This window comes from Methylobacterium sp. UNCCL125, from assembly GCF_900116795.1.
Taxonomy (GTDB): Bacteria; Pseudomonadota; Alphaproteobacteria; order Rhizobiales; family Beijerinckiaceae; genus Methylobacterium; species Methylobacterium fujisawaense.
Window position 1 is genome coordinate 327,394 of sequence record NZ_FPBW01000003.1, and the last position, 25,885, is coordinate 353,278.

Genomic DNA, 25,885 nt, shown 5'->3' on the forward strand with positions numbered 1-25,885 from the left:
GGCTATGCAGCCTGAACGCATGCCGACCCGCACCGCCACGGATCCCAAGCCCGGCCCCGAACCGCGCGCCGACGAGCTGCTCGCCTGGTACGACCGGCATCGGCGGGTGCTGCCCTGGCGGGCGCTCGCCGGCGAGGTGCCCGATCCCTACCGGGTCTGGCTGTCCGAGGTCATGCTGCAGCAGACCACGATCGCGGCGGTCCGGCCGTATTTCGAGCGCTTCCTGACGCGCTTCCCCGATATCGTCGCCCTGGCCGACGCCCCCGAGGAGGCGGTGATGTCGGCCTGGGCCGGCCTCGGCTATTATTCACGCGCCCGCAACCTCCATGCCTGCGCCAAGGCGGTCGCGGCGGCTGGCGGGCGCTTTCCCGACACGGCGGACGCCCTGCGCAAGCTGCCGGGAATCGGCGCCTACACGGCTGGGGCCATCGCGGCGATCGCCTTCGACCGGCCGGAGGCCGCCGTCGACGGCAATGTCGAGCGGGTCCTGAGCCGGGCCTACGCGGTGGAGACGCCACTGCCGGGCAGCCGGCCGGAGATCCGCCGCCTGACGCAGGCGCTGGTCCCGGAGGACCGGCCCGGCGACTTCGCCCAGGCGCTCATGGATCTCGGCGCGACGATCTGCACGCCCAAGCGCCCCGCCTGCGCCCTCTGCCCGTGGATGCTGCCCTGCCGCGCCCGGTCGCTCGGCACCCAGCAGACGTTCCCGCGCAAGATCAAGGTCGCCAAGGGCGCGCTCCGCCGCGGTGCGTCCTTCGTGGTGATCCGCAGCGGCGACGAGGCGGTGCTGCTGCGGACGCGCGCGCCGGAGGGGCTGCTCGGCAACATGGCCGAGCCGCCGGGCAGCGCCTGGGAGCCGGACTACGACGTCGCCGCCGCCCTCCTGGACGCGCCGCTGGATGCCCGGTGGAAGCGGCTTCCGGGGCTCGTGCGCCACGGCTTCACGCATTTTCCGCTGGAGCTGACGGTCTTCGTGGCCCGTGTCGCGCTCGCGACACCGGTTCCGGCCGGCATGCGCTTCACCCCGCGCAGCGCCCTCGACGACGAGCCGCTCCCCGGCCTGATGCGCAAGGTCCTGGCCCACGCCTTCGATCCGAAGCCGGAGCCCGAGGCGAAGCCGCGCGGACGCCCCCGGAAAGAGCCGCCGCCGATGCCGCTCCTCGCGGCGATGGAGGCGCCGGTGTCGATGCCGGATCCGGACCCGCGCCCGCGCGTGCGGGCCGTTCCGAAGCCCCAGCCGAGGCCGGCGCCCGCGCCACCGCCCGAAGCGGACGATCTGCATGAGGGCGAGGTGGAGCCGCCCGCGACACCGACCTCGCCGCGGCGCCGGGGCCCGGCCCGAAGACGGCCCTGACCCGGTCGCACCGCACGTCCGGGGCTGCCAGCAGGCGCGAGCCCCGGAATCCAGCGACCCTGCCGGTCCGGGACGGTGCGTTCAAGCGCAGTGCCGGCGCGGTTCCGGATTGCGGGCGCAGCGACGGGGCCCAGGGCAGGGCGACATCCGACAGCGTCATGCCAGCCTGGATGGCGTCGCTCCGCCCGCGCGGACGGCCGCGACGTTCGTCAGCCGTTCGCCATCGCCTGCCGCAGGCCCGCCCGGTAGGTGTCGATCACCACCGGCTTGCCGCCGCGCTCCACGTGCCAGAAGGTCCAGCCATTGCAGGCCGGCAGGCCCTGGACCAGGGCGCCGATCTTGTGGATCGAGCCGATGACGAGGCCGTTGTCGAGCTGGCCGTCGGGGCGGACCGTGGCGCGGAAGCGGCGGCGCTCGTCCGTGACGGTCTCGCCGGGGCGGATATGGCCCGCCTCGATCACCGACAGGAACGGCACCCGCGGCTCGGCGCGCTTGGTCGGCGCCACCATGAGGGCGGCCTTCGACAGGGTCTCGACGGCGGCGATCCGCTCACGGGCGGCCGCCGCGTAGGTCTCCTCGCGCTCGATGCCGATGAAGCGGCGGCCGAGGCGCTTGGCGACGGCGCCGGTGGTGCCGGTGCCGAAGAACGGGTCGAGGACCACGTCGCCGGGATTGGTCGCCGCCAACAGCGTCCGGGCGAGCAGGGCCTCGGGCTTCTGGGTCGGATGAACCTTGCGCCCGTCCGCATCCTTCAGCCGCTCCTCGCCGGTGCAGAGGGGGATGAACCAGTCGGAGCGCATCTGGAGGTCCTCGTTGCCTCCTTTCAGCGCCTCGTAGTGGAAGGTGTAGCCCTTCGAGTCCGCCGAGCGCGAGGCCCAGATCAGGGTCTCGTGCGCATTGGTGAAGCGCTTGCCGCGGAAGTTCGGCATCGGGTTGGCCTTGCGCCAGACGATGTCGTTGAGGATCCAGTAACCGAGATCCTGCAACGCGCTCCCGACCCGGAAGATGTTGTGGTACGAACCGATCACCCAGAGGGTCGCGTTCGGCTTCATCACGCGGCGGCAGGCGGCAAGCCAGTCCCGGGTGAAGGCGTCGTAGGCCTCGAAGGTGGCGAACTTGTCCCAATCGTCGTCGACGGCGTCGACGCGGCTCTGGTCCGGACGCAGCAGCCCGGCCTCGCCGAGCTGGAGGTTGTAGGGCGGATCGGCGAACACGCAGTCGACGCTCGACGCCGGCAGAGCGTTCATGGCCGCGATACAATCCCCGACGAGAACTTGGTCGAGGGGTAGGGAACGCTGGGCGGGTACGAGACCCATCCGTGGCGCCGACGCGGGCCGCCCGGCACGCGAGACCTGTTTCCGGGCGACGGCGTCGGCAGCCACGGTACGCGGGGAAGCCATGGCAAACACCGGTTACGCGACTGACCGGCAGACCATGCCTCCGGTACGGTAAAGGTCACGTTGTCGAATTCGGCGGCGCCGCGTCCCGTTCTGGGGCTGCAGATTTTGCCGACCCCGCTCTCGGACAATCCTGCGACAGATTAAGCAACGGTTACCCGGCGGTCCCGGGCGCCGTTTACGCGGCGATGACCCGTCACATCTGCGGGCGTCCGGCCCTAGCGCAGGGCCTGGACTGTCCGAACCGCCGGGCATGCCGGGCGGCGGCCATAAGGTCTGGTTTCCGCGTCCGCTTCCAGCTCAGCGGGATGCAGGGTCACAGCCGATGCAGGGCTTAGGAAAATCAGCCCATTTCGGCGCGCCGCAGGGTGGCCTGGACAGTACTTTTCGAATACGCGAAAGATCCAAACAATGCATTCTCCGCGAAACAAACGGAAACAAACCGTAATAAACCTCCATGTAATAATCATGATCAGGACGAAATCGGCCAAAATGTGACAGAATCGGCCCGCAAATGCCTGCCATAATCCGGCCGATTTCGGACACGACTGGCGCCGCCCCGACAACAACAAAGGGAATGCGTCGAGAATGTCGTTTGGTTTCGGTAAGCTCGTTGTCTCACTTGGAATGCTGTCCACCGTCGTCGGAACAAGCCTCCCGGCCGCCGCGCAGAGCGGAGCGGCCTCCTGGTATGGAAGCGGTCATCGCACCGCGAACGGCGAGCGTTTCAACCCCAACGGACTGACCGCCGCCCATCGCAGCCTGCCGTTCGGCACCCGGGTCCGCGTCGAGAACAGGCGGACCGGCCGCTCGGTGGTCGTTCGCATCAACGATCGCGGTCCCTTCGTGCGCGGCCGCATCATCGATCTGTCGCGTGGCTCCGCCCGCGCTCTGGGCATGGGCGGCACGACCTACGTGTCGCTGCAAGTCGTGCACTGATCCCTCACGGGCGCCGCACGCGCCGGGCCGCCGCCCGTCCGAGAGGGCGGGGCGGCTCCCCGGGCGTTGTCTGCCGCGCCCGGACGCCCCATCTGCAGCCGGGTTCAGCTCGGATCAGTGCCCATGCCCAAGCCCCTCATCGTCGACATCCCGCACGACCTCGGCCGCGATGAGGCCAAGCGTCGCCTGGAGCACGGCACGGATCAGGCGCGGGCCTTCCTGGCCAAGAGCGGCATCACCGTGGATCAGCTCGCCTGGACGGGGGACCGACTCGATTTCGGCGTGTCGGCGATGGCCCAGAAAGTCGCCGGGACGATCGACGTGGGCGCCGAGAGCGTCCGCCTGGAGGTGAAGCTGCCGTTCCTGCTCGCCCTCTTCGCCGAGAAGATCCAGAAGGTCGCGAGCAAGGAGGGCAACCTCCTGCTGACGAAGAAGTAGCGCTCCGGAACCGGATCGGCCGGTCTCTGTTTCCGCGGGACCGGTGCCGAAGCGCGCCGTCGGTCTCGTGGAGGATTACGGTGCCCGATTACACCCTCGCCGATCCGGGGCAGGTCCCCGAGGTCCCGCCGCAGCCGGCTCCGGTGCCGGACCGGCCCTACGATCCGCCGCAGGCCCCGACGCAGCCGCCCGGACCGGAGATCCCGGGGAACACCCCGGCCGAGGCGCCGGGCGTCCATCCGCCGGAGATCCCGGTCAACGATCCGGGCGCGCCCGAGATCAGCCCGCCGACGGGACCGGCCAATCCGATCGCCTGACCGGCCGACGAGGTCGCGGGGCGGCGCCGTTTGAACAGGCCGCCCCACACTGCCATAAGCCGGCCCATGGCCGCTCCCCCGCTCCTCACCCTCCAGGACGTCGCCCTGACTTTCGGCGGCACGCCCCTGATCACCCGTGCCGACATCGCCATCGCGCCGGGTGAGCGCACCTGCCTCGTCGGTCGGAACGGGTCGGGCAAGTCGACGCTCATGAAGATCGCCGCGGGACTCGTCGATCCCGACAAGGGGCGCCGTTTCGTCCAACCCGGCACGACGATCCGCTACCTCGCCCAGGAACCCGACTTCACGGGCTTCGACACCACCCTCGATTTCGTCGAGGCCGGGCTGCCGCCTGGCGAATCGACCCACCGCGCCCGTTACCTGCTGGAGAGCCTCGGCCTCACGGGTGCCGAGGATCCCACCAAGCTCTCCGGCGGCGAGGGGCGGCGCACCGCACTGGCGCAGGCGCTCGCCCCCGAGCCCGACGTGCTGCTTCTCGACGAGCCCACCAACCACCTCGACCTGCCGGCGATCGAGTGGCTCGAGGCCGAGTTGAAGGGCACCCGCGCGGCCCTCGTGCTGATCAGCCACGACCGGCGCTTCCTTTCGGCCCTGTCGCGGGCCACGATCTGGCTCGACCGGGGCGAGACGCGCCGGATCGACCAGGGCTTCTCCAGCTTCGAGGCGTGGCGCGACGCCTTCTTCGAGGAGGAGGAGCGGGACCAGCACAAGCTCGACCGCAAGATCGCCGCCGAGGAGCACTGGCTGCGCTACGGGGTCACCGCCCGGCGCAAGCGCAACGTCCGCCGCCTCGGCAACCTGCACGAGCTGCGCCAGAACCGGCGCGAGGTGCGCCGCCCTGTGGGCAGCGTCAGCATGCAGGCCTCCGACGCGGAATCCTCGGGGAGCCTCGTGGTCGAGGCCCGCGACATCGCCAAGAGCTACGGGGAGCGCAAGATCGTCGACGGGCTGTCCCTTCGGGTGATGCGGGGGGACCGGCTCGGCATCGTCGGGGCGAACGGCGCCGGCAAGAGTACCCTGATCAACCTGCTCATGGGCCGGCTCGCGCCCGATTCCGGGCAGGTCGTCCTCGGGACCAACCTGCTGCCGGTGGTGCTCGATCAGGCCCGCGCCGTGCTGGAGCCCGGGATGACCGTCACCGACGTGCTCACCGGCGGCCGCGGCGACAGCGTCGTGGTGAACGGCCAGAGCCGCCACGTGATCGGCTACCTGAAGGACTTCCTGTTCACCCCCGAGCAGGCCCGCACGCCCGTCTCGGTCCTGTCCGGCGGCGAGCGCAACCGCTTGCTGATCGCCCGGGCCCTGGCCCAGCCGGCGAATCTCCTCGTCCTCGATGAGCCCACGAACGACCTCGACCTCGAGACCCTCGACCTGCTCCAGGAGATGCTGGGCGACTACCAGGGGACGCTGATCCTGGTGAGCCACGACCGCGACTTCCTCGACCGCGTGGCGGGCAGCGTGCTGGTGTCCGAGGGCGCCGGCCGCTGGGTCGAGTATGCCGGCGGCTACAGCGACATGCTGGTCCAGCGGGGCCAGGGCGTCGAGGCGCGGACCGTCGCGCCGAAGGCGAAGGAGCCGCGCGAGCGCAACGCCGCACCGGCGGCCCAGCCCGCGGGCAAGCCCAAGCTCGGCTTCAAGGACCAGCACGAGTTGAAGACGCTGCCGGCCCGCATCGAAAAGCTGGAGGCGGCGATCGCCCAGCTCAAGACGATCCTGGCCGACCCCGAACTCTACGCCCGCGATCCGGCCCGGTTCGACAAGGCTTCGACCATGCTGGCGCAGGCCGAGACCGAGCTGTCGCAGGCGGAGGATCGCTGGCTGGAGCTGGAGATGCTTCAGGCGGGGTGACCGCCGCAGCATCAGGCCGCGAGACGTACCGGACCGGAGACCGCATGACCGCCTACCAGATTCTCGAACAGCGCTTCGCCCGGCTCGCGGCCCTCGAGGGCGCGGCCGGGATCCTCGGCTGGGACGCGCAGACCCTGATGCCGGACGGCGCCGCCGAGGCCCGCGGGGACCAGCTCGCGATTCTGCGCGGGCTCGCCCACGGGATGCTCACCGCTCCCGAGGCCGCCGAGGAACTGGCGGCCGCCGAGCAGGGCGGCGACCTCGAACCCTGGGCCGCCGCCAACCTGCGGGAGATGCGCCGCACCCAGGCCCATGCCACGGCCGTCCCCCGCGACCTCGTCGAGGCCAGCTCCCGCGCCGTGTCCCGCTCGGAGATGGTGTGGCGCGAGGCGCGGCGCGACGCCGACTTCGCCCGCCTCGAGCCCCACCTCGCCGAGGTGCTGCGGCTCCAGCGGGAGATCGGCCAGGCGAAGGGCGCGGCCCTCGGGCTCGACCCCTACGACGCGCTTCTCGACGGCTACGATCCCGGCATGCGCCGGGCGACGATCGATCCGCTCTTCGCGGATCTAACCGGCTGGCTGCCGGACCTGATCGCCCGCGCGCGCGAGATCCAGGCGTCCCGTTCGGCGCCGCTCCCGCTCGCCGGCCCGTTCGACGTGGCGGTGCAGCGCGATCTCGGCCTCAGGCTGATGGAGGCGGTGGGATTCGACTTCACCCGCGGCCGGCTCGACATCAGTCTGCATCCGTTCTGCGGCGGCGCCACCGACGACGTCCGGATCACCACCCGCTACGACGCGGCCGATTTCGGGCGGGCCCTGATGGGCGTTCTCCACGAGACCGGACACGCCCTCTACGAGCAGGGCCGGCCGGCCGCGTGGCGGAACCAGCCGGTCGGCGCGGCGCGGGGGATGAGCCTGCACGAGAGCCAGTCGCTCATCGTCGAGATGCAGGCCTGCCGGAGCCGGGACTTCTTCACCTTCCTGGCGCCGCTCCTGCAGGCGGCCTTCGGGCGTTCCGGACCGGAATGGTCGCCGGAGAACCTGCACGCGCTCAACATCCGGGTGGCGCCGGGCTTCATCCGGGTGGATGCCGACGAGGCGACCTACCCGGCCCATATCCTCCTGCGCTACCGTCTGGAGACGGCGATGATCGCGGGCGACCTCGCGGTGCGCGATCTGCCGGGGGCGTTCAACGACGGCCTGCGCGATCTCCTCGGCCTCACCGTACCAGACGACCGGGTCGGTTGCCTCCAGGATATCCACTGGCCGAGTGGCGCCTTCGGCTATTTCCCGACCTACACCCTCGGCGCCCTGGCCGCCGCGCAGCTGTTCCGCGCCGCCCGATCGGCCGAGCCGGCCTTACCGGACCGCCTCGCGCAGGGCGATTTCGGTCCCTTGCGGGACTGGCTCCGGACGAACGTCCACGCGGTCGGAAGCCTGCTGGACACCGACGCGCTGCTCACCCGCGCCACCGGGACGCCACTCGGCACGGAAGCGTTCCGGGCGCATCTGGAGGCACGCTATCTCGCGGGCTCGGGCGCCTGAGGAGGGCCGCGCGCCGGGACGGGGCGCTTCCAGCCCCTTCTACAGCGCCACCACGTCCACCGCTTCGCCGAGCCTGTCACGGGCGATGTCCGCCACGTGGCGGTGGTGCGTGAACAGGATCGGCTGGACCCGTTCCCCGATCGCCGCCAGGGCGTCCAGACCGTAGCCGGTCCGGGTCTCGTCGAAGGTCGAGAACAGGTCGTCGCCGATGAAGGGCGCCGGCTCGGCGCGTTCGGCGTAGTCTTCCAGGTAGGCCAGCCGCAGGGCGAGGTAGAGCTGGTCGCGGGTGCCCTCGCTCATGCCCTCGATCGCCACCGTGCCGCCCCCGGCGCGCTGCCCCGCGAGCTTCGGGGTGTCGGCCTCGTCGTAGATCTGGGCAAGGCCGGAGAACGCGCCGCCGGTGAGGGCCCGGAACAGCGCGCCCGCCCGGGCGACGAGGGGATCCTGCTGCCCCGCGCGATGGCGGGCCACCGCCTGCCCCAGCATCAGACCGGCGAGCCGCAGCACGGCCCAGGAGCGCGCCGCCGCCTGGAGATCCGCCTCCGCCGCCTTGCGCTCGGCGAGGGCCAGTTCGGCGCCGGTGCCGCCCTCCAGTTCCGCCCGGCGCCGCTCGGCGCGGTCGCGGTCGGCGAAGATCATCTGCCCGCGTTCGGCCTGCTCCTCGGCCTCGAGCGCCAGACGCGCCAGTTCGGCCTCGATGGCCTCTGGGGGTAGGGTCTCGAGACCGGCGCGCAGCTCGGCCTCGGGAAGCCCGTCGGCTGCGCCCGCGAGGCTGCCGCGGAGCCGCAGACGCTCGGCGCGCAGCAGCTCCCGGGCGCTCAAGCGGCCGAACAGACGATCGATCTCCGCAGTCGGGGCAGCGGCGAGGTCCGGCATCGCCTCGGCCACCAGCCGGACTAGGGTCGCCCGGGCCGCCTCGTGCGATTCCGCGGCATCGCGATGCGCCAACTCGGCCTCTTCGCGGCGGCGGTCGAGCTCGGCACGCCGCGCTTCCCGGGCTTGCGCGGCGACGAGGCGGCTGTGGAGGGTCCGGATCGCACCGGCGGGCGGCGCCTGCGCGAGATCGGGCGCCAGGGCCTCGACCAGGGTGGCCACCGTGACCCGGAACGCCTCCATGTCCCGCCGGATGCCGGTGGACCGGCGCTGCAGGGCGGCCCGCTCCGCCAACCGGTCCGGCACGCTCCGCCATGCCTCCAGCGCGCCCTCGGCCTCTTCGGGCCCAGCCGCACCGTCGAGCCCGAGGGGCAGCAATGCCGCCGCCCAATCGGCCTGCCACGCGGCGCGCCGAGCGGCGATCTCGGCGAGGGCCCGCTCCAGCCGCTCAACCGAAAGTCCGGCGGCGCGCACCAGACCGGCAGTCTGAAGATTGGCTTCCCAGCGGCTTGCCAGGGTGGCGACCCGCGCTTCCAGACCGTCCAGCGCGGCAGCGATCTCGAGGTCCGGTGCGGCGTCGAGCCCGGCGCGGTTGCGCAGATCGGTCAGCGGCGCTCGGGCGGCCTCGATCCGCACCCGGAGGCGATCCGCCTCGATCCGCTGCGCGGCGAGCCGCTGCTCCGCTTCGATCAGGCTCTCCACCTCGGCGAGCCACGCCGCCATCTCGGCCGGCGGGCCGGGCACGAGGGCGGCGGGCCGCCAGGCCTCCTGCCAGGCCGCCTCGCCCGCGGCGAGCTCGGCGGCGAGGGCGGCGAGGACCTCATCGGCCTGCGTGGCCTCCGCCTCCTCGGTGGCGAGGCGCTCCAGGTCGGCGGCGTGGGCCGCGACCCGGGCTGCATCGGAGGCCCGCTCGTCGGCGACGCGGTCGGCCGACAGGAGTGCGCGCTCGAAGGCTGCGATCTCGGCGATCCCGGCCGGGCGCCCTTCCGCCAGGGCATCGCGGAGAAACGCGAAGGCGGCATCGCGGGTCGCCCGCAGCGCGTCGAGCCGCTCCCGGGTGGCGACGGGCCGGCCGGCCTCGCGCTCACGCAGCCGCGCCTGGGTGGCGGCGACCTGCCGGTGGGCGGTGTCGCGACGGTCGGCGGCCCGCTCGTGCTCGCGGGTCTTGGTCTCCAGACGCTGACGGTAACGCGCCACCGTATCGGGAGCGGGCAGAGGCGTCCGGACGAGGACGGCGAGGTCGGCCACCGGAGGCGACAGCCGCCCCGCCTGGTTGTGCAGCAGCGCCGCCTCTCGGCAAATGGCGGCGTCGAGGGTCTCGCGGGCGGCGATCCATTCGTGCAGGCGGGCGAGGGGCTTCAACGCTTCCCGCAGGGGGGTCGGATCCCGGGCCGCATCCGCCGCCTCCATCTCCCGGGCGAGGCGCTCCCGCTCGGCGCGGGCGGCGGCGAGGTCACGGGCGAGCTGATCCTCCGCGGCCGCGAAGGTCCGGCCCTCCCGGATCAGGCGCTCGATTCGTGCGCGCGCGGCGTCCGGAGGCTGCCCAGCCTCGAGCGCGGCGAGATCGGGGGCGCCGATCCGGCCGCGCAGCCGCTCAAGCTCCAGCCCGACCTTGTAGGCGTCGCCCTCGATCCGGGGCAGGTCGGTGCCGCCCTTCTCGAACTCCTTGGTGCCGCTGAACGCCGCCAGGATCTCGTCGGCCCGGTGGGTCAGCGCCGGCTCGACCGGTACCGCCTCGGCCTCGCTCCGGGCCCGGTCGTGCGCGGCTTCGGCCCGCACCGCCTCGGCTTCCGCGGCGCGGCACGCGTCAAGGGCGGCCCCGAAACGGGCGATCCAGGCGGGATCGGCATCGGCGAGGTCGGTCTCGGCGGCGATGCGCTCCTCCAGCGCGTCGATCTCGGCGATGATCGGCCGGACGCGCTTGAGCCGCTCCAGCCGGGCGCGCGCCACCGCGATGGCCTTCTGCTCAGCCCGCAACGCCTCGAGCTGCGCGGCCGCCGCGGCGATCTCGTCGTTCAGCGCCCGCCAGTCGCCGGCGCGCAGGCCCCGCTCGCGGATCGCCCGCCGTGCCGTCTCGTGACGCTCCAGGGCTTGGTAGAAGGTCCGGTGCTTGGCTTGGCGCGGGGCGAAGATGGCGTCGGCCTCCGCGTCGAGTGTCGTCTGCAGCTCCGTGAGTCCGCGCAGGCCCGAACCTGCCGCGAACAGGCTCGCGCCAACCTCGCCCTCCACGTCGACCATCTCGCGCCCGCCGGCCCGGAGGCTCGCCGCGTCGAGGCCGAAGGCCCGGCAGAAGACCGGCCGGGACAGTCCGCCGAGGAACGGCGCCAGCGCGTCGTCGGGGAGCGGCGCCTCGGCGGCGTCGATGAGGGTCCGGCTGTTGCCCTTCCGGCGCCGGAAGGACAGACGGCGGCCGTCGGCGGCGGCGATCTCCGCGCCGAGGCGCAGCTGCGGCATGTCGTGCAGGAAGGCGTAGGGGGTGGATTTCCCGAAGCCGAACAGCAGGTCGGTGACCGCCGCCAGCGCGGTGCTCTTGCCGGCCTCATTGGCGCCCAGCACCACGTGAAGGCGCGCATCCGGCCGGAATTCGACCGTGCGGTCCGTGAAGGCGCCGTAGCGCTCCAGGGCGAGGCGGATCAGCCGCATCGGACCTCCATGGGCGATCGCCTCAGCAGTGCCGGCCGCCGAGGCGCCCGAGGACCAGCGCCTCCGCCTCGGCACAGAGGGCGTCGAATTCCGCGTCGAAGTCGGCTTCCGCTGCGGCGGTCAACGGGATCCGGCTACCGATCTCGGCCAGGGCCGCCTTGGCCTTTGTGCGGAAATCGGGGTCGCGGTCGAGCTCGGCCAGCAGCGCGGCGGGGTCGATGGCGGCACCGGAGGGCTCCACCGCGGCGCGCGGGCGGCACGTCTCGATCTTCAGGCGCTCCAGCCAGATATCTTCGTGCAGCCGGTGCGCGGCCGCCTGGATCTCGGCCGTCAGGGTCTCCCGGTCGGCCGCCAGGGCGTCGTGGGCGCGGGTGGTGCCGACGAGGTGGACGCGGACCAGGAGCAGCCGGCGGGCCGCGACGGCGGCGAGCGGCCTCAGGGCCGCCTCGACGGCCTCCACGGCGCCGCGCGGGTCGGCCGCCGCCGCGAGGTCGACCGCGATCCGCTCGAACCGGGCCCGATCGAGGGGCAAGCGGCTGACGCCCGTCACCCGCCCGTCGGCGACGTCCACCACGACCGCCCCCTTCTCGCCGCACTCGCGCACGCTCCGGCCCTGGAGATTGCCGGGGAACACGATCCAGGGATCCCGGGACAGCTCCGCGTATTCGTGGATGTGGCCGAGCGCCCAGTACTCGTAGCCCCGGGCCGCAAGGTCGGCGACCGAGCAGGGGGCATAGGTTTCGTGGGCGGCGTGGCCGGTGCAGGAGGTGTGCAGGACCCCGAGATTGAACCAGCCCGGCACAGCCGCCGGATAGGTGAGCGACAGGTTCTCTTCGACGGCCCGACCCTGGAAGCTGCGGCCGTGGATCGCGACCCGCAGCGCGTCGAGGCGCAGGGTGCCGGCGCGGGCCGCCGGGAACACATGCACGGAGTCCGGCAGCGTGATCGAGCGCGTGATGACGCTCTCGGCGTCGTGGTTGCCGCGCACGAGGATCGTCGGGATGCCGGCACGGTCGAGGCGCGCCACCTGCCGGGCGAAGAACAGGCCGATCGTGGTGTCGGCCCAGTCGCCGTCGTAGACGTCGCCGGCCACCACCACGAAGGCGACCGACCGCTCGATCGCTTGGCTCACCAGGTCCTCGAAGGCCTGCCGCCCGGCCGAGGCGAGGCGCCGGGCGAGATCCGCGTCACGCGTGGCGAGGCCCGAGAGCGGGCTGCCGAGATGCAGATCCGCCGCGTGGATGAAGCTGAACGCGGTCATCGGTCTCCGGGAGGGATCGGTGGCGAGCCGGGGCGCGCGATCGCGCGCAGCCGTCGGCATCACAATGCGGGCTCTTAGGCCGCCGACAGGGGTCGCCTCAAGCTGCGGCATGCGACGAGCTGTGGGGCACGTCGCCGGGGACGGCCTCTGTTGCTCGTCGATCGGGCCCTTCCGCGGCGTCGGTGCGAATCCGGTCGAACGTCCCGGCCCCGGGCGCGTTAGAGCGTGGCGGTGACGGGAGAGCCGCGCGATGAGGTACGAGACCGGCCCGATGAATCCTGCTGCACGCCCGGCCCGCCTCACCGCCGCACCGTCGCACGCCCTGCCGATTTACCCCGCCGATCGGCCGCATCAGCCCTTCAAGATCGTGAGCTGGAACCTGCTGCGGCGCACCGGCGCGGCGGTTGACGACGTGGCCGCCCTCGTCGCCCAGGAGAAGCCCGACCTGCTGCTGATGCAGGAGGCGACCCGGGCCATCGGCTTCCTGCTGGACCGGATCGGCGGCCACTACGCCTGGGCACCCCTGCCGGGCCGGATCCACGGGCTGGCCATGTGGAGCCCCAGGCCCTGGCCGGCGCCGCCCCGGGTCATCGCGCTGCCCTCGGGGGCGCTGGTGCACCGGGTCTGCCAGATCCTGGACCTCGGCGAGTTCGGCGTAGCCAACGTTCACCTGTCGCATGGGCAGATGCTCAACCGCCGCCAGCTGCGCCGCATCGTCAGCGAGCTGCCGCCCCGGGCCGCGGTTCTCGGCGATTACAACATCGTCGGCCCCGCGATGATCCCGGGTTTTCGCGACGTCGGACCGCGTCAGTCGACGCACGCGATGGTCGAGGTGCTGCCCCTGCGGCTCGACCGCTGCCTCGCCCGCGGCCTCGTCTGCCACGCCCATGCGGTGCTGCCGCGGGGGCCCTCCGATCACCGGCCGATCATCGTCCATCTCGGCCCGGCCCCCGAGGCGCATGCCCCGGGACGCTTCAAAGGTATGGCAGCAGCAGTCGCACGCCTGCGTCGCGCAAACGGACCGGCAGGCCGCGCGCGGCGAGATCCTCCCACCTGAGCTGCGTCTCCATCTTGCCGCGCATGAACCGGTCGAGCGCGGCCGCGCAATCCGCGTCGATGATCTCGACGTTCAGCTCGAAGTTGAGCCGGAAGCTGCGCATGTCCCAGTTGGCGCTGCCGACGAAGCACCAGATGTCGTCAACCACCATCGCCTTGGAATGATCGAAGGGCGGCTCGTCGAGCCACACCTGCACCCCGGCCCGCAGCAGCGGCTCGAGATGCGCCCGGGTCGCCCAGTCGATGAACGGATGGTCGCTGACCCGCGGGATGATCACGTCGACGGTGATGCCCCGCATCGCGGCCTGGGCCAGAGCGCCAGTCACCAGTTCGTCGGGCAGGAAGTAAGGCGTTACGAACCGGACCTTCCGGCGCGCGCAGGCGAGCGTCTGAAGGATGACCTGCTCGATCTTCTCGACGTCCGCATCCGGGCCGGAGGTGACGGCCCGGGCGACGCTGGGCCCGCACGGCTCGAGATCGACGAACCACGGTTCGCCGTCGAGGATCTCGCCGTCCACGAAGGCCCAATCCGCCGCGAAGGCGGCGGCGAGTTGCTCGACCACGGGCCCGGTCATACGGAAATGCGTGTCCCGGATCGGATGCTCGGGCTTCAGCGCGACGCGATTCGCGTGCGAGATGTTGAGACCGCCCGTGAAGGCGATGCGCCCGTCGAGGATCAGCAGCTTCTTGTGGGAGCGCAGGTTGAGGAACGGCATCCGCCACGGAAGGGCCGAGTGCATGAACAGGGCCACCGGCACCCCGGCCGCCGTCAGCCGGCGGTAGACGGGCGTCCGGAAGTAGCCGCCGCCGATCCCGTCGATGATGACGCGCACCTTCACGCCGCGGTTCTGCGCCTCGACGAGGGCGTCGCAGAATTCGCGGCCGGTGGCATCGTCCCGGAAGATGTAGCTCGACAGGCCGATGCTGGCCTGCGCCTCGCGGATCGCCGCCAGCATCACCGGATAGGCCGCGTCGCCGTTTCGGAACATCTCCACCGCATTGCCCGCGAAGGCCGGCAGGCTGGTAATCCGCCGGATCGCCCGGTCGAGGGGCCAGAGCGTCTCCGGCACCACGGCGTCGTCGGTGTCGGGCAGCTGCGTCGCATCGGAGGGCTTGGTCCGCAGCCGCCGGGCGCGGCGCGAGACCCGGTTGATGCCGAAAGTCAGGTACAGGGCGGTCCCGAAGATCGGCGACAGCCACGCGAGACCAATCCAGCCGACCGCCACGCTCACCCGGCGCTTGCGCAGCAGGGCATGCAGGGTGACGCCGATCGCCAGCGCGACGCCGATCAAGGCCTCGACATCCGCCCGCATCAATGCGGTCGACTGAACCCAGCGGAAGAGCGCGTTTTCCAAGGTCTCGGTATCCGGGTTCGCGTCGGGAGGCACCGGATTGGCCCAAGGCCCGTGCGGCGGGCGGGATTAATCCGCCGGCTTGGCCGGATGCGCAATGGCGGCGGTCCCGGCGGGCCGCTCGCAGCGATAGGGGCCGCTGCCGTCCAGCGCCCCATACAGGACCCGGCCGCCGGAGGCGATGCAGCGCGTTTTGGCTTCGGCGTAGGGCCGGTGGAAGCTCCAGATGGTGATCATGGGACCGATCGTGGCGAGGCAGATGCCCCCGAAGATCACGGCGGCGGCCCAGGTCGCGCCGTTGCGATCCGGCCGCGGCGGTCGCGGCGGCGGCATCGCCCCGTAGAAGGCCAGCGTCAGTCCGAACAGGTCGATGGTGCTCATCAGCCGTTCCGCGTTGCGGCGCCGCGTCCGACAGGATCGGGTGTGCCGAACCACCTAGGGCAGGGCGCGTCGTTACCTATAAGCACGGCGCCGACCGGCCTGCGTCGTATCGCGCCACCGCGCGCGATCTCGCAGCCTCACGGCTCCCAGCGCGGCGGCCTCTTGCCCAGGAAGGCGTCGATGCCCTCCTGGGCGTCGGCCATCATCATGTTCCGCGTCATCACCTCGGCGGCGTAGCCGTAGGCGTCCTCGAGACCCATCTCGAGCTGGCGACCGAACGCCTCCTTGCCGATCGCCAGGACACGCCGGGCCTTCCCGGCGATCCGCGTCGCCAGGGCGCCGACCGCCGCGTCGAGTTCCGCCTCCGGGACCACCCGGTTGACGAGGCCGATCCGCAGGGCCTCCGCGGCGTCGATCGGCTCGCCCACCAGAAGCATCTCCAGCGCGGCTTTGCGCGAGACGGCGCGCGACAGGGCGACCATCGGGGTCGAGCAGAACAGGCCGATCTGCACCCCCGGCGTGGCGAAACGGGCCGTCTCGGTGCAGACGGCGAGGTCGCAGGTGGCGACGAGCTGGCAGCCGGCGGCGGTGGCGATCCCGTGAACCCGGGCGATCACCGGCTGCGGCAGGCGCGTCAGGCTCAGCATCAGCCGGGCGCAGGTGCGGAACACCGCCTCTGTCGCCGCGCGGGAGGGATCGGTCCGCATCTCCTTGAGATCGTGCCCGGCGCAGAAGGCGGGCCCCGCCCCCTGGAGAATCACGACCCGGACCGCCGGATCTGCGCGGATGGCGTCGAGCTGATCCTGGAGGGCGCCCATGAGGGCCATCGACAGGGCGTTGCGCGCCTGGGGCCGGTTGAGCGTCAGGGTCGCGACCCCGTCGGCGTCGCTGCGCAGCAGTACCGGCGCCTCCGGAGCTGTCGCGGCGTGGGCCGTGGCTGAGGTCATCGCGGCGTCTCCCGGTGCCGGCCTCCCTGGCACGGGGCCGATCTCGTCAAGCGAGGTTAGCACGCCGGCTCCGGCTCCGCGATGCCGGCGCGGCGAGCCGCGCCGTCGGCCGTCCTCGAACCAACCCGGCGGCGCGCGGTGCGCGGGCACCGGTCCCGGACCGGGTGGGCTGCCCGTCAGGCCTGCTCGGCGAGGGCGAGGTCGAGGCTGGCGTAGTCGGCGCCCGGGCCGTTCCACCAGACGGCGGGATAGCTGGCGAGCCGACCCATCAGCCCGGCATAGACATCGGCAAGGTTTGTATCGACGACGACCAGCGCGGCATCCGACTGGGACAGGCTATCGGCGAGGGCCTGGCCGCGGCCGGCGCAGTCCAGGCAAACCACGCGCAGGCCGAGGCGGACGAGGCCGAGCCGCATGGCCTCGGCCTGACCGAGATCCTGCACCAGGAGCGCCACGGTCTGACCGGCGCGCAGGCCCTCGCTCCAGGCCCAGCGGGAAAAACGGTGCGGGCAGATCGCGGCGGCGGGTCCGGACGGTGCCACGCGACGATCCGCGTTGGCCCCTCCCGCATCGCCTGTCCGGACGCGCCGGTCGGCGTCCCGCGCCGGGACTGGAAGGAATGCCGCAGGAGGATGGACGCCGTACATGCGATGCGGACCGCCTGAATCTGGACAAATTGCAGGCTCTGGCGTGACGCGAGCAGGTTAACACTCTCTCACGCGCCGGCGTTCCACCGAAAAACGACGCCGTTTTCGTCGGCGTGCCGGTCAGGGACTGCCCCTATGGCCAACAGGCCGTGAAAGTAGATGCGCGGATTGCCGGCAAATTCCGTCGCATTGGCGTGCGCACCGGACCGGCCTATGTCCCGGTGCCAGACGTGGCCCGCAAGAGGCCCCGCTCGATCGAGGAAACTACCGCGCATGCGCCCGACCACGACCCGGATCGCCCTCCTCGCCGCCGCCGCGCTGACGGCATTGCCGGCACAGGCGCAGATCCGCAACGCGCCGTCGCCGCGCGCCCTGGAGTTCGCCTCCTACATCTTCGCCGCCTCCAATGTCTGCGGCTACCGGATCGGCAGCGCGCAGTTCGAGGCCCTCCTGGCGAAGCAGAATGTTCAGATCGCCGACGTTCAGCCGCGGGGGCCGTTCGGCAACCGTGTGCAAACCATGTTCACGCTGATGTCGAACCAGATGGCGCAGAACCGCGACCAAGCCTGTCTCGCCGTCGCTGGCGAGTACGGGCCAGAGGGCACGGTGGCCAAGAACGTGCTCCTGCCGGCGGGCCAGGAGCCGGGCGCCCCGACCAAGACGCCTGCGGAGCCGGCCGAACCCGCCAAGCCGCAATAGAGATCGGCGACGGCGTCAGCCGAGGCGCCAGTCGATCGGGCGGCGCCCCTGCGCGGCGAGCCAGCGGTTGGCCCGGCCGAACGGGTCGGAACCGGGGAAGTCCCGGGCGCGGTTGAGCGGGGAGGGGTGACCGCTCTCGAACACGCCGTGGCGGTCCGCGTCGATCAGCGCGGCCCTGGCCCGCGCCTGCGCGCCCCAGAGCAGGAACACCGCCGGCTCCGGGCGATCCGAGACCGCGCGCACCGCCTCGTCGGTGAGTGCGGCCCAGCCATAGCGCAGATGCGCTCCGGACTTGCCGGCCTCGACGGTGAGGGCGCTGTTGAGCAGGAAGACGCCCTGCCGTGCCCAGGGCGTCAGGTCGCCGCCGGCGGCGCGGTCGGATCCGGCCTCCGCCAGGATCACCCGCAACGACGCGGGCAGGCGCCCCGCCCCGACGAACGAGAAGGCGAGGCCGTTGGCGTCGCCCGGGGTCGGGTAGGGATCCTGTCCGAGAATCACCGCCTTGACGTCCTGCAGCGGCGTCTCCCTCAAGGCGCGGAAGATCCGGTCCGGCGCCGGCAGCACCTGGGCCCCCGCGGCGATTCGTCCGTCGACACGGGCCGCCACGACGTCGGCCTGACCATCGGCGAAGAACGGCAGCGTCAGCCAGGACGAGCCGGAGGCGCGGAAGGCTTCGAGGGCATCGGCCACAGGCGTATCGGTCATGGTCTCTCGCGGGTCGGATCGGGGCCGAGATAGCGGGCAGCCGGGCGCCGTCATCCGGGCAGCGGTTGCGGCCCGAGGCCCCGCGTGTTTAGGGACATGGGTCGAGCGTGCCGCATATCGCGGTGCGGCATGTGGCGTCCGGTCTTCGCCGGGCGGCTTCGCACCCTACATGGAAGCACACCCCACGGGGAATTGAGCCCCCGGCCAGGTTCAGGCGTCCGCGCCGGCGGCCGGGTATCGGAAACCAGAAGAAGGATCTCGGCGCGCGGCGCCGGAACGCTGCCATGAACGAACGCGTCGAACCCGCCGCGCTGGCGAATGGCCGGCCCCTCGCACCGCTCAAGCCCGCGGCCGACACCCTGCCGGCGGATCACCCGAAGGTGGCCTGGGGTCGCGTGGGCGTGCTCCTGATGAATCTCGGGACGCCTGAGGGCACGTCCTACTGGCCGATGCGCCGGTACCTCAAGGAATTCCTGTCGGACCGGCGCGTGATCGAGGTGCCGCGGCTGATCTGGTGGCCGCTCCTCAACCTCATCATCCTGACGAAGCGCCCCGGGCCGAAGGGCCGCGACTATGCCAGCGTGTGGAACAACGCCCTGAACGAGGGGCCGCTGAAGACCATCACCCGCGGCCAGAGCGAGCGCCTCCAGGCCGCCATGGGCGAGTCCGTGGTGGTCGACTGGGCGATGCGCTACGGCAAGCCCGAGGTCGCCGGGCGGATCCAGGCGCTCCTCGACCAGGGCTGCGACCGCATCCTTCTGGTCCCGCTCTATCCGCAATACGCGGCGGCGACCTCGGCCACCGCCTGCGATCAGGCCTTCCGGGCGCTGATGGACATGCGCTGGCAGCCCACGGTGCGCGTCTCGCCGCCCTATCACGACGACCCGGTCTACATCGCCGCCATGGCCGATTCGATCCGCGAGGGCCTCGCGAAGCTCGATTTCGAACCGGAGGTGATCCTCACCTCGTTCCACGGGGTGCCGCGGAGCTACCTGCTCAAGGGCGACCCCTACCATTGCCAGTGCCACAAGACCGGGCGGCTGATCCGCGAGGCCCTGGGCCTGTCGCCGGACAAGATGCGCGTGACCTTCCAGTCGCGCTTCGGCAACGAGGAGTGGCTGAAGCCTTACACCGACGAGACGGTGATGGACCTCGCGAAGTCGGGCGTGAAGCGGATGGCGATCGTCGCCCCGGGCTTCACGGCGGACTGCCTCGAAACCCTCGAAGAGCTCGACGGCGAGAACCGCCATTACTTCGAAGAGAATGGCGGCGAGCGCTTCGCCTACATTCCATGCCTGAACGACAGCGACCTCGGCATGCGGGTGATCGAGCACGTGGTACGCCGCGAGCTTCAGGGCTGGGTCTGAGATCGGCGCCGGGTTGCCGCTTGCGGCGCGGCCCGGCCCCCCTATTATTTTCCTAAGCTGAACGGGCGCATCGGTTCGGCACGGGAGGATCTCATGGCGTTCTTCATCGGCATCGCGTGTCCGTGGCTCCTGATCGCGGTGCTCGACAGGATCGCCGAGGGGCGCCGGAGCGCCGAACTCGCGGCCCTCGGGCTCACGCCACAGCCGGCCCCGGCACAATCCAGCTACCTCGTCCCCGATCGGCCGTATTGAGGCCCGGCTGGGGCGTGACCCAGCCGGAACCTCGCCCCACGTCGGGCGGGCCCCGCATTGCCGTCACAGGCCGAGCGACGTGACCCAGGACAGCGCCGCTCTAGGACAGCGCGACGCCCGGAAGCGTGCCGTCACACGCATCGTTTCCGGGCGGTCGAAACTATGGCGGCTTTTCCGGTCCGTAGAACCGGACGACCGTTTCGCTGCGGGCCCGGTGCCGCGCGGACCGACCCATCATCTCTTCAGAGGGCTGGACCGAATCAGAACCCGGCCCGGCCCTCTGTCGCATCCGGCTTACGGCTTCTTCGGCTCCGACTCCGGCTGAGCGGCCGGCGGCGCGTCGGTGCGCTCGATCTTGGCCTCCGAGCGGAGCTTCAGGATCATGTCCTGCTGCGCCTTGCGGATCAGGTGCTGGTCGATCTGCTCTTTCAGCTCGTCGAAGGTCGGCTGCGGCTTCGTCCGCTTCTCCTCCACCTTGATCACGTGCCAGCCGAACTGGGTCTTGATCGGGTCAGAGACCTGTCCGGGCTTCATCGCGAACGCGGCGTTGGCGAAATCCGGGACCATCCGTTCCTTCGTGAACCAGCCGAGATCGCCGCCCTCGGTCTTCGAGCCCGGATCCTTGGAGGCCTCGGCGGCGACCTTGGCGAAATCCTCGCCGCCCTTGATGCGCGCGGCGATCTTCTTGGCCTCGGCCTCGTTGTCCACGAGGATGTGGCGCGCGTGCACCTCCTCCTCGGGCTTCATCAGCTTGACGGTCTGGTCGTAGATCGCGTGCTCCGCCTCAGGCGTCACCGCGCGCTTGGCCTCCTGCTCCAGGTAGTCATCGAGCAGCAGCTTGTCGCGGAAATAGGCGAGCTTGCGCTTGAATTCCGGCGTGTCGCCGATCTTGGCGGACTCGGCGGCCTGCGCGCCGACGCGGAGATCGACCATGTAGTCGACGAGCAGGTTCTTCTTCTGCGCCTCGTCGACGCCCGGCAGCGACAGGGCGGGATCGTCCGCCGCGATGGCGAGGTCGCCCTGCGTGATCGGCTTGCCGTTCACGCTCGCCACGACCGAATCCGCGCTCGGCGCGGCGGCCGGTGTGTTAGCCGCCGGTGTCGGAGCCTTCTGGGGGGCCTGGGCCAGCGCCAGTCCCGGCATCGCGATCAGGACGGCGAGCGCGCTGGCGCGCCGGAGAAGGGCGGTGTTCGGCATACGGGCGAAGTCCTCGGCTCACGTCTTGGCGCCGCACCGGATCGGCCGGGCGGCAGACCGCGGCACAGGTGGGCCGCGTCGGGCGAGAAGGCAAGCGCGGCCATTTCACCGGTGCCGGAACCGTGACCGTACCGGCATGCGTTGAGGGCTGCCCCTTCCAGGTGCGCCGGGCGATGTTTACCTCTATAAGCCCGGCCAACTCCGTCCAGGCCGGCCCGCCACGCTCACCCGTGTGCGGGCTCGCGCGTCCGCAGGTCAACGATGCTCGGCTCCTTCGCCAAGAAGATTTTCGGCTCCTCGAACGACCGCCGCGTCAAGGGCTATCGCCCGCGCGTGGCGCAGATCAATGCGCTGGAACCGGAGATCCAGGCCCTCTCCGACGAGGCCCTGCGCGCCCGCACCGATATGCTGAAGGCGGAACTCGCCAACGGCAAGAGCCTCGACGACATCCTCGTGCCGGCCTTCGCCACGGTGCGCGAGGCGGCCAAGCGCGTCTTCGGCCAGCGCCACTTCGACGTGCAGCTCATCGGCGGCATGGTGCTCCACGAGGGCGGCATCGCCGAGATGAAGACCGGCGAGGGCAAGACCCTGGTGGCGACGCTTCCGGTCTACCTGAACGCCCTGGAGGGCAAGGGCGTCCACGTCGTCACGGTGAACGACTACCTCGCCTCGCGCGACGCCGAGTGGATGGGGCAGGTCTACCGATTCCTGGGCCTCAGCGTCGGCACCATCGTGCACGGGCTCGACGATGCGCAGCGCAAGGAGGCGTATGCCTGCGACATCACCTACGGCACCAACAACGAGTACGGGTTCGACTACCTGCGCGACAACATGAAATACGAGATGTCCCAGCTGGCGCAGCGGGGCCATAATTTCGCGATCGTCGACGAGGTCGATTCGATCCTGATCGACGAGGCGCGGACGCCGCTGATCATCTCGGGCCCGGTGGACGACCGTTCGGAACTCTACGTGGCGGTGGACGCGCTGATGCCGCGCCTGCGCAAGGAGTTCTACGACCTCGACGAGAAGCAGCGCACCGTCTCGCTCACCGAGGAGGGGAACGAGTTCATCGAGGAGGCGATGCGGGAGGCGGGCCTCCTCAAGGAGGGCGACCTCTACGACGCCCACAACGTCACGCTGGTCCACCACGTGAACCAGGCCCTGCGCGCCCACACGCTGTTCACCCGCGACAAGGACTACATCGTCAAGAACGACGAGGTGGTGATCATCGACGAGTTCACCGGCCGCATGATGCAGGGCCGGCGCTACTCGGAGGGCCTGCATCAGGCGCTGGAGGCGAAGGAGCGGGTCACGATCCAGCCCGAGAACCAGACGCTGGCCTCGATCACCTTCCAGAACTACTTCCGTCTGTACAAGAAGCTCGCCGGCATGACCGGCACCGCCTCCACCGAGGCCGACGAGTTCGCCGAGATCTACAAGCTCGACGTGGTCGACATCCCGACCAACAAGGAGGTCGAGCGCGTCGACGAGGACGACGAGGTCTACCGCACCGTCGCCGAGAAGTACGAAGGCATCATCGCCGAGATCGACAAGGCGCATACCCGCCACCAGCCGATCCTGGTCGGCACCGGCTCGATCGAGAAGTCGGAGCACCTCGCCGAGATGCTCAAGAAGGCCGGCTACACCCTGCTCGACTATTCCGACCCGAACGCGCTCACCGACGTCTACGCCGCCGCCCGTGAGGGCCGGGTGACCAAGCGGTTTGCCGTGTTGAATGCCCGCTTCCACGAGCAGGAAGCCTACATCGTGGCCGAGGCGGGTGTCCCCGGCGCGATCACTATCGCCACCAACATGGCGGGCCGCGGCACCGACATCAAACTCGGCGGCAATCTCGAGATGCGCATCGAGAAGGAGCTGGGCCACCTCGCGGACGGTCCGGAACGCGCGTCCGCCATCGAGGCGATCAAGGCCGAGATCGCCGAGAACCGCGCCAAGGTGCTGGCCTCGGGCGAGCCGGCCGATCCCGCGGCAGGGCGCAAGAAGGACCTGCCGGGCGGCCTCTACATCATCGGCACCGAGCGCCACGAATCGCGGCGCATCGACAACCAGCTCCGCGGCCGCTCCGGCCGCCAGGGCGATCCCGGCCGCTCGAAGTTCTACCTGTCGCTTCAGGACGACCTGATGCGCATCTTCGGCTCCGACCGCATGGACGGGATGCTGCAGAAGCTCGGCCTGGAGCAGGGCGAGGCGATCATCCACCCCTGGATCAACAAGGCCATCGAGAAGGCGCAGCAGAAGGTCGAGGCGCGCAACTTCGACATGCGCAAGAACGTGCTCAAGTACGACAACGTCATGAACGACCAGCGCAAGGTCGTCTTCGAGCAGCGCCGCGACTTCATGGGGCAGGAGAGCGTCCGCGAGACCGTGGACGAGATGCGTGAGGGCGTGATCGACGACCTCGTCGCCCGCCACATCCCGGAAAACGCCTATGCCGAGCAATGGGACGTCGCCGGCCTGCGCGACCAGGTGAAGGAGATCCTGAATCTCGACGTGCCGGTCGAGGACTGGGCCAAGGAAGAGGGCATCGCCGACGAGGAGATGCGCGAGCGGCTGATGAAGGCCGCCGAGACCGCCTATGCCGAGCGGACCGAGAAGAACGGCGCCGAGGTCACCGCCTATATCGAGAAGCAGGTCCTGCTCCAGACCCTGGACCACCTGTGGCGTGAGCACCTCGTGACGCTGGACCACCTCCGGCAGGTGATCGGCTGGCGCGGCTTCGCCCAGCGCGACCCGCTCAACGAATACAAGTCCGAGGCCTTCGATCTGTTCGGCGGCCTCGTGACCGCTCTCCGCGAGCAGGTGACCGCCCAGCTGTCGCGGGTGGAGATCATGTTCCAGGAACAGCAGGAGGGTGAATTCCCGACGGCGCCTCCGGAACTGCCGCCGATGTTCGCCCAGCATCTCGACCCGGTCACCGGCGAGAACGAGATGGACCATGCCGGCTTCGGCTCGGGCAGCGACGGTGGCGGGGGGCCGGCCTACGGCTACGCGGCGCAAGGCCTGGCGGCGGACGGGGCCGTGCTGGAGCGCGACCCGAACGACGCGAGCACCTGGGGCCGCGTCGGCCGCAACGAGCCCTGCCCCTGCGGTTCGGGCAAGAAATACAAGCACTGCCACGGCAGCCTCCAGGCCTGAGGCCGGGATGCCCGCGCGGGCGCTCTTCATCGCCGGGGCCGGAACCGAGATCGGCAAAACCTACGTCACCGCCGCCCTGACCCGCCGCCTGCGGGCGCAGGGCCGGGCGGTCCGGACCGTGAAGCCGCTCGCGAGCGGCGTCCCGTCCCTCGGCGATCCCGGCTTCATCGAGAGCGACACGGCCCGGCTCCTAGACGCGCAAGGCATCGCCCTCGACGCGGAGGCCGTGGAGTTCTGCTCGCCCTGGCGGTTCTCGGCGCCGCTCTCGCCCGATCAGGCGGCCGTGCTGGAGGGGCGGGCCCTGGACCTCACCGACCTCGTCGGTTGGTGCCGCGCAGAGATCGCCCGCACGGAGGGCACGCTGCTCATCGAGGGCGTCGGCGGCCTCATGAGTCCGGTCACCGCGGTTGCCACCGGCCTCGACTGGCTCCGGGCGCTCGGCGTGCCGGCGCTGCTCGTCTCCGGGAGCTATCTCGGGGCGATCAGCCACGCGCTCACCGCCTGCGAGACCCTGCGCCTCCACGATGTGCCGTTGCGCGCCGTGGCGGTCAGCGAGAGCCCGGATGCACCGGCCCCCGCCGCGACCGTCGCCGCCGCGATCGCCCGGCATGCCGGCGCCCCCGTGTTCTGCCTGCGCCGCGGCGAGACCTGCCCGGAGGATCTGGCCGGCCTGATCTGATCGCGGCCGGTGTCCGTTGCTGGACGGCGCGGCCGCAGCCGCTAGCTTTATCGTTGCGGCATCACACCCGGCGCCGGAACGCGATGTCCGGATGTCGAGACCGGGTAGCCCTCGGGGAATCCTGCATTGAGCCAGACCCTTGCCCCGGCGGCGAAGACCCGGCCCGAGACCGGCACGACCGACGCGGATGCGGCGCGCGGCCGGCTCCGACCCGCCCTGGTCCTGGGCGCGCTGGGCGTCGTGTATGGCGACATCGGCACGAGCCCGCTCTACGCGTTCAAGGAAGCCGTGAAGGCGGCGACCGCCGGCGGGGCGTCGGTGCCGGCGGCGGCCACGGGGGCGGTGTCGCTGATCCTGTGGTCGCTGATCCTGATCGTGTCGCTGAAATACGCGGTGCTGATCCTGCGCGCCGACAACCGCGGCGAGGGCGGCATCGTCGCCATGCTGGCGCTGCTCGGCGCCCGGCAGGCCCGGCCGGGCACGGGGAAGGCGCTGCTTCTGGTGGTCGGTCTGGTGGGGGCGGCGCTGCTCTACGGCGACGGCGCGATCACCCCGGCGATCTCGGTCCTCTCGGCGATCGAGGGCGTGAAGGTCGATGCGCCGGCGCTCGGCCCGTACGTGGTGCCGATCACGCTCGTCATCCTCGTCGGGCTGTTCCTGGTCCAGCACAAGGGCGTGGCCGCCATCGGCCGCGTGTTCGGGCCCGTGATGCTCGTCTGGTTCCTGGTGCTGGGGCTGCTCGGGATCGCCGGCATCATCGCCAAGCCCGAGATCCTGGCGGCGGCCAACCCGTTGCGGGCGGTGGACTTCCT

The 25,885-nt window shown here is 71.2% G+C and carries 22 protein-coding genes; 13 read left to right on the forward strand and 9 right to left on the reverse strand.

Going from position 1 to position 25,885, the window contains the following annotated elements:
* The first annotated feature begins 19 nt into the window (after nucleotides 1-19).
* Nucleotides 20-1,354, forward strand: coding sequence for an A/G-specific adenine glycosylase (mutY, locus tag BM396_RS03535; RefSeq protein ID WP_043383803.1), 1,335 nt, complete (start codon nucleotides 20-22; stop codon nucleotides 1,352-1,354).
* A gap of 209 nt (nucleotides 1,355-1,563) precedes the next feature.
* Here mutY and BM396_RS03540 read toward each other — a convergent pair whose 3' ends face one another.
* On the reverse strand, nucleotides 1,564-2,754 hold the full coding sequence (locus BM396_RS03540; RefSeq protein WP_269466602.1) for a site-specific DNA-methyltransferase: 1,191 nt from the start codon (nucleotides 2,752-2,754) through the stop codon (nucleotides 1,564-1,566).
* Between the two features lie 585 nt (nucleotides 2,755-3,339).
* On the opposite strand from BM396_RS03540, the gene BM396_RS03545 reads away from it, so the two are divergent.
* The 5 genes from BM396_RS03545 to BM396_RS03565 all read left to right on the forward strand — a co-directional run bounded on the left by BM396_RS03545 (nucleotide 3,340) and on the right by BM396_RS03565 (nucleotide 7,858).
* The gene (locus BM396_RS03545; RefSeq protein WP_051044822.1) at nucleotides 3,340-3,690 is read left to right on the forward strand and encodes a septal ring lytic transglycosylase RlpA family protein; all 351 of its coding nucleotides are present in this window, start codon (nucleotides 3,340-3,342) and stop codon (nucleotides 3,688-3,690) included.
* Nucleotides 3,691-3,813: 123 nt separating this feature from the next.
* Nucleotides 3,814-4,128 (forward strand): polyhydroxyalkanoic acid system family protein, encoded by a 315-nt coding sequence (locus BM396_RS03550; RefSeq protein WP_043383800.1) that lies wholly within the window; start codon nucleotides 3,814-3,816, stop codon nucleotides 4,126-4,128.
* A gap of 80 nt (nucleotides 4,129-4,208) precedes the next feature.
* Nucleotides 4,209-4,445, forward strand: coding sequence for a hypothetical protein (locus BM396_RS03555; protein WP_043351899.1), 237 nt, complete (start codon nucleotides 4,209-4,211; stop codon nucleotides 4,443-4,445).
* Nucleotides 4,446-4,511: 66 nt separating this feature from the next.
* Entirely contained in the window at nucleotides 4,512-6,314 is a 1,803-nt protein-coding gene (locus BM396_RS03560) for an ATP-binding cassette domain-containing protein (protein WP_043351897.1), read from the forward strand.
* Nucleotides 6,315-6,358: 44 nt separating this feature from the next.
* Nucleotides 6,359-7,858 (forward strand): carboxypeptidase M32, encoded by a 1,500-nt coding sequence (locus BM396_RS03565; RefSeq protein ID WP_043383797.1) that lies wholly within the window; start codon nucleotides 6,359-6,361, stop codon nucleotides 7,856-7,858.
* A gap of 39 nt (nucleotides 7,859-7,897) precedes the next feature.
* Here the strand turns inward: BM396_RS03565 and BM396_RS03570 are convergent, their stop codons facing one another.
* Both BM396_RS03570 and BM396_RS03575 read right to left on the reverse strand, forming a co-directional pair.
* Nucleotides 7,898-11,374: an ATP-binding protein gene (locus BM396_RS03570; RefSeq protein ID WP_043383796.1), complete on the reverse strand. Its 3,477-nt coding sequence runs from the start codon at nucleotides 11,372-11,374 to the stop codon at nucleotides 7,898-7,900.
* A 22-nt stretch (nucleotides 11,375-11,396) separates the two neighbouring features.
* A complete protein-coding gene (locus tag BM396_RS03575; protein ID WP_043383793.1) occupies nucleotides 11,397-12,635 on the reverse strand; it encodes a metallophosphoesterase family protein in 1,239 nt (412 codons plus the stop codon).
* 271 nt (nucleotides 12,636-12,906) lie between these two features.
* Here BM396_RS03575 and BM396_RS03580 point away from each other — a divergent pair, with 271 nt between their 5' ends.
* The gene (locus BM396_RS03580) at nucleotides 12,907-13,692 is read left to right on the forward strand and encodes an endonuclease/exonuclease/phosphatase family protein (protein WP_244538799.1); all 786 of its coding nucleotides are present in this window, start codon (nucleotides 12,907-12,909) and stop codon (nucleotides 13,690-13,692) included.
* Here BM396_RS03580 and BM396_RS03585 read toward each other — a convergent pair.
* The 4 genes from BM396_RS03585 to BM396_RS03600 form a co-directional block, all read right to left on the reverse strand.
* Nucleotides 13,610-15,046 (reverse strand): phospholipase D-like domain-containing protein, encoded by a 1,437-nt coding sequence (locus BM396_RS03585; protein WP_043383790.1) that lies wholly within the window; start codon nucleotides 15,044-15,046, stop codon nucleotides 13,610-13,612. The two genes, BM396_RS03580 and BM396_RS03585, sit on opposite strands and share 83 nt — an antisense overlap.
* A gap of 66 nt (nucleotides 15,047-15,112) precedes the next feature.
* On the reverse strand, nucleotides 15,113-15,424 hold the full coding sequence (locus BM396_RS03590) for a hypothetical protein (protein WP_043383787.1): 312 nt from the start codon (nucleotides 15,422-15,424) through the stop codon (nucleotides 15,113-15,115).
* 137 nt (nucleotides 15,425-15,561) lie between these two features.
* Complete coding sequence (locus BM396_RS03595) at nucleotides 15,562-16,371, reverse strand: enoyl-CoA hydratase (protein ID WP_043383785.1); 810 nt, start codon at nucleotides 16,369-16,371, stop codon at nucleotides 15,562-15,564.
* A gap of 176 nt (nucleotides 16,372-16,547) precedes the next feature.
* Complete coding sequence (locus BM396_RS03600) at nucleotides 16,548-16,913, reverse strand: AMP-dependent synthetase (RefSeq protein WP_236952860.1); 366 nt, start codon at nucleotides 16,911-16,913, stop codon at nucleotides 16,548-16,550.
* A gap of 378 nt (nucleotides 16,914-17,291) precedes the next feature.
* Between BM396_RS03600 and BM396_RS03605 the strand changes: the two genes are divergently transcribed.
* The gene (locus BM396_RS03605) at nucleotides 17,292-17,717 is read left to right on the forward strand and encodes a hypothetical protein (protein WP_043353176.1); all 426 of its coding nucleotides are present in this window, start codon (nucleotides 17,292-17,294) and stop codon (nucleotides 17,715-17,717) included.
* A gap of 15 nt (nucleotides 17,718-17,732) precedes the next feature.
* Here the strand turns inward: BM396_RS03605 and BM396_RS03610 are convergent, their stop codons facing one another.
* The gene (locus BM396_RS03610; RefSeq protein WP_043383780.1) at nucleotides 17,733-18,422 is read right to left on the reverse strand and encodes a uracil-DNA glycosylase; all 690 of its coding nucleotides are present in this window, start codon (nucleotides 18,420-18,422) and stop codon (nucleotides 17,733-17,735) included.
* 284 nt (nucleotides 18,423-18,706) lie between these two features.
* Between BM396_RS03610 and hemH the strand changes: the two genes are divergently transcribed.
* Both hemH and BM396_RS32605 read left to right on the forward strand, forming a co-directional pair.
* Nucleotides 18,707-19,789, forward strand: a complete 1,083-nt coding sequence (hemH, locus tag BM396_RS03615) for a ferrochelatase (RefSeq protein WP_043353172.1) — start codon at nucleotides 18,707-18,709, stop codon at nucleotides 19,787-19,789.
* A gap of 93 nt (nucleotides 19,790-19,882) precedes the next feature.
* Complete coding sequence (locus tag BM396_RS32605; RefSeq protein WP_164706403.1) at nucleotides 19,883-20,041, forward strand: hypothetical protein; 159 nt, start codon at nucleotides 19,883-19,885, stop codon at nucleotides 20,039-20,041.
* Between the two features lie 294 nt (nucleotides 20,042-20,335).
* Here the strand turns inward: BM396_RS32605 and BM396_RS03620 are convergent, their stop codons facing one another.
* Nucleotides 20,336-21,238 carry a peptidylprolyl isomerase gene (locus BM396_RS03620; protein WP_043383777.1) on the reverse strand — a complete coding sequence of 301 codons (903 nt, stop codon included), beginning with the start codon at nucleotides 21,236-21,238 and terminating at the stop codon, nucleotides 20,336-20,338.
* 261 nt (nucleotides 21,239-21,499) lie between these two features.
* Between BM396_RS03620 and secA the strand changes: the two genes are divergently transcribed.
* From secA to BM396_RS03635, 3 genes are all read left to right on the forward strand, one after another.
* Nucleotides 21,500-24,394 carry a preprotein translocase subunit SecA gene (gene secA / locus BM396_RS03625; RefSeq protein WP_043383775.1) on the forward strand — a complete coding sequence of 965 codons (2,895 nt, stop codon included), beginning with the start codon at nucleotides 21,500-21,502 and terminating at the stop codon, nucleotides 24,392-24,394.
* Nucleotides 24,395-24,401: 7 nt separating this feature from the next.
* A complete protein-coding gene (bioD, locus tag BM396_RS03630; RefSeq protein ID WP_043383772.1) occupies nucleotides 24,402-25,073 on the forward strand; it encodes a dethiobiotin synthase in 672 nt (223 codons plus the stop codon).
* A gap of 126 nt (nucleotides 25,074-25,199) precedes the next feature.
* Nucleotides 25,200-25,885 (forward strand): KUP/HAK/KT family potassium transporter (locus tag BM396_RS03635; RefSeq protein WP_170867460.1); only part of this gene is annotated, 686 nt, incomplete at its 3' end.

What these genes read in the sequence shown, in the direction of transcription:
- mutY (WP_043383803.1), top strand. Translation starts at nt 20, where the DNA reads ATGCCGACCCGCACCGCCACGGATCCCAAGCCCGGCCCCGAACCGCGC.
- BM396_RS03540 (WP_269466602.1), bottom strand. Translation starts at nt 2,754, where the DNA reads ATGGCTTCCCCGCGTACCGTGGCTGCCGACGCCGTCGCCCGGAAACAG.
- BM396_RS03545 (WP_051044822.1), top strand. Translation starts at nt 3,340, where the DNA reads ATGTCGTTTGGTTTCGGTAAGCTCGTTGTCTCACTTGGAATGCTGTCC.
- BM396_RS03550 (WP_043383800.1), top strand. Translation starts at nt 3,814, where the DNA reads ATGCCCAAGCCCCTCATCGTCGACATCCCGCACGACCTCGGCCGCGAT.
- BM396_RS03560 (WP_043351897.1), top strand. Translation starts at nt 4,512, where the DNA reads ATGGCCGCTCCCCCGCTCCTCACCCTCCAGGACGTCGCCCTGACTTTC.
- BM396_RS03565 (WP_043383797.1), top strand. Translation starts at nt 6,359, where the DNA reads ATGACCGCCTACCAGATTCTCGAACAGCGCTTCGCCCGGCTCGCGGCC.
- BM396_RS03570 (WP_043383796.1), bottom strand. Translation starts at nt 11,374, where the DNA reads ATGCGGCTGATCCGCCTCGCCCTGGAGCGCTACGGCGCCTTCACGGAC.
- BM396_RS03575 (WP_043383793.1), bottom strand. Translation starts at nt 12,635, where the DNA reads ATGACCGCGTTCAGCTTCATCCACGCGGCGGATCTGCATCTCGGCAGC.
- BM396_RS03580 (WP_244538799.1), top strand. Translation starts at nt 12,907, where the DNA reads ATGAATCCTGCTGCACGCCCGGCCCGCCTCACCGCCGCACCGTCGCAC.
- BM396_RS03590 (WP_043383787.1), bottom strand. Translation starts at nt 15,424, where the DNA reads ATGAGCACCATCGACCTGTTCGGACTGACGCTGGCCTTCTACGGGGCG.
- BM396_RS03595 (WP_043383785.1), bottom strand. Translation starts at nt 16,371, where the DNA reads ATGACCTCAGCCACGGCCCACGCCGCGACAGCTCCGGAGGCGCCGGTA.
- BM396_RS03605 (WP_043353176.1), top strand. Translation starts at nt 17,292, where the DNA reads ATGCGCCCGACCACGACCCGGATCGCCCTCCTCGCCGCCGCCGCGCTG.
- BM396_RS03610 (WP_043383780.1), bottom strand. Translation starts at nt 18,422, where the DNA reads ATGACCGATACGCCTGTGGCCGATGCCCTCGAAGCCTTCCGCGCCTCC.
- hemH (WP_043353172.1), top strand. Translation starts at nt 18,707, where the DNA reads ATGAACGAACGCGTCGAACCCGCCGCGCTGGCGAATGGCCGGCCCCTC.
- BM396_RS32605 (WP_164706403.1), top strand. Translation starts at nt 19,883, where the DNA reads ATGGCGTTCTTCATCGGCATCGCGTGTCCGTGGCTCCTGATCGCGGTG.
- BM396_RS03620 (WP_043383777.1), bottom strand. Translation starts at nt 21,238, where the DNA reads ATGCCGAACACCGCCCTTCTCCGGCGCGCCAGCGCGCTCGCCGTCCTG.
- secA (WP_043383775.1), top strand. Translation starts at nt 21,500, where the DNA reads ATGCTCGGCTCCTTCGCCAAGAAGATTTTCGGCTCCTCGAACGACCGC.
- bioD (WP_043383772.1), top strand. Translation starts at nt 24,402, where the DNA reads ATGCCCGCGCGGGCGCTCTTCATCGCCGGGGCCGGAACCGAGATCGGC.